Origin of the sequence: Vibrio fujianensis, assembly GCF_002749895.1 — a bacterium.
Classification (GTDB): domain Bacteria; phylum Pseudomonadota; class Gammaproteobacteria; order Enterobacterales; family Vibrionaceae; genus Vibrio; species Vibrio fujianensis.
This window is the reverse complement of sequence record NZ_NBUS01000040.1, coordinates 127,888-128,216: the sequence shown is the minus strand read 5'-3', so window position 1 is coordinate 128,216 and position 329 is coordinate 127,888. Positions and strand designations below refer to the sequence as shown.

Annotated in this window: 1 protein-coding gene; it reads left to right on the top strand. The window is 45.6% G+C overall.

Annotated elements, in window-relative coordinates; all coding sequences use genetic code 11:
* Positions 1–329: 4-alpha-glucanotransferase (locus tag B7C60_RS18125; protein ID WP_245868718.1), on the top strand; the 329-nt coding region annotated here is incomplete at both ends.

Sequence of the window (329 nt, the reverse complement as noted above, 5' to 3'; positions counted from 1 at the left end):
GTCTTTTTCTTTGAAACGTCAAAAGAGGACGGCGGGTTTATTTCTCCTAAACACTACGCTGAACAATCTATGGCTGCACTATGTACTCATGATATGCCGACCTTGCGTGGTTTCTGGCATTGTGATGATCTGAAAATGGGGCGAGAAATTGGCCTTTATCCTGATGAAGAACAACTTGAAGGATTGTTTGCTGATCGCTTGAAATGCAAGCAGGGAATCCTTGATTCGGTTGCATGGCATGGTTATTTACCAGAAGGTGTTGGGCGTGATGCGCAGTTGGTTCCGATGGATTCCTACTTGAGTGAGGCCTTACAACTTCATGTTGCCGC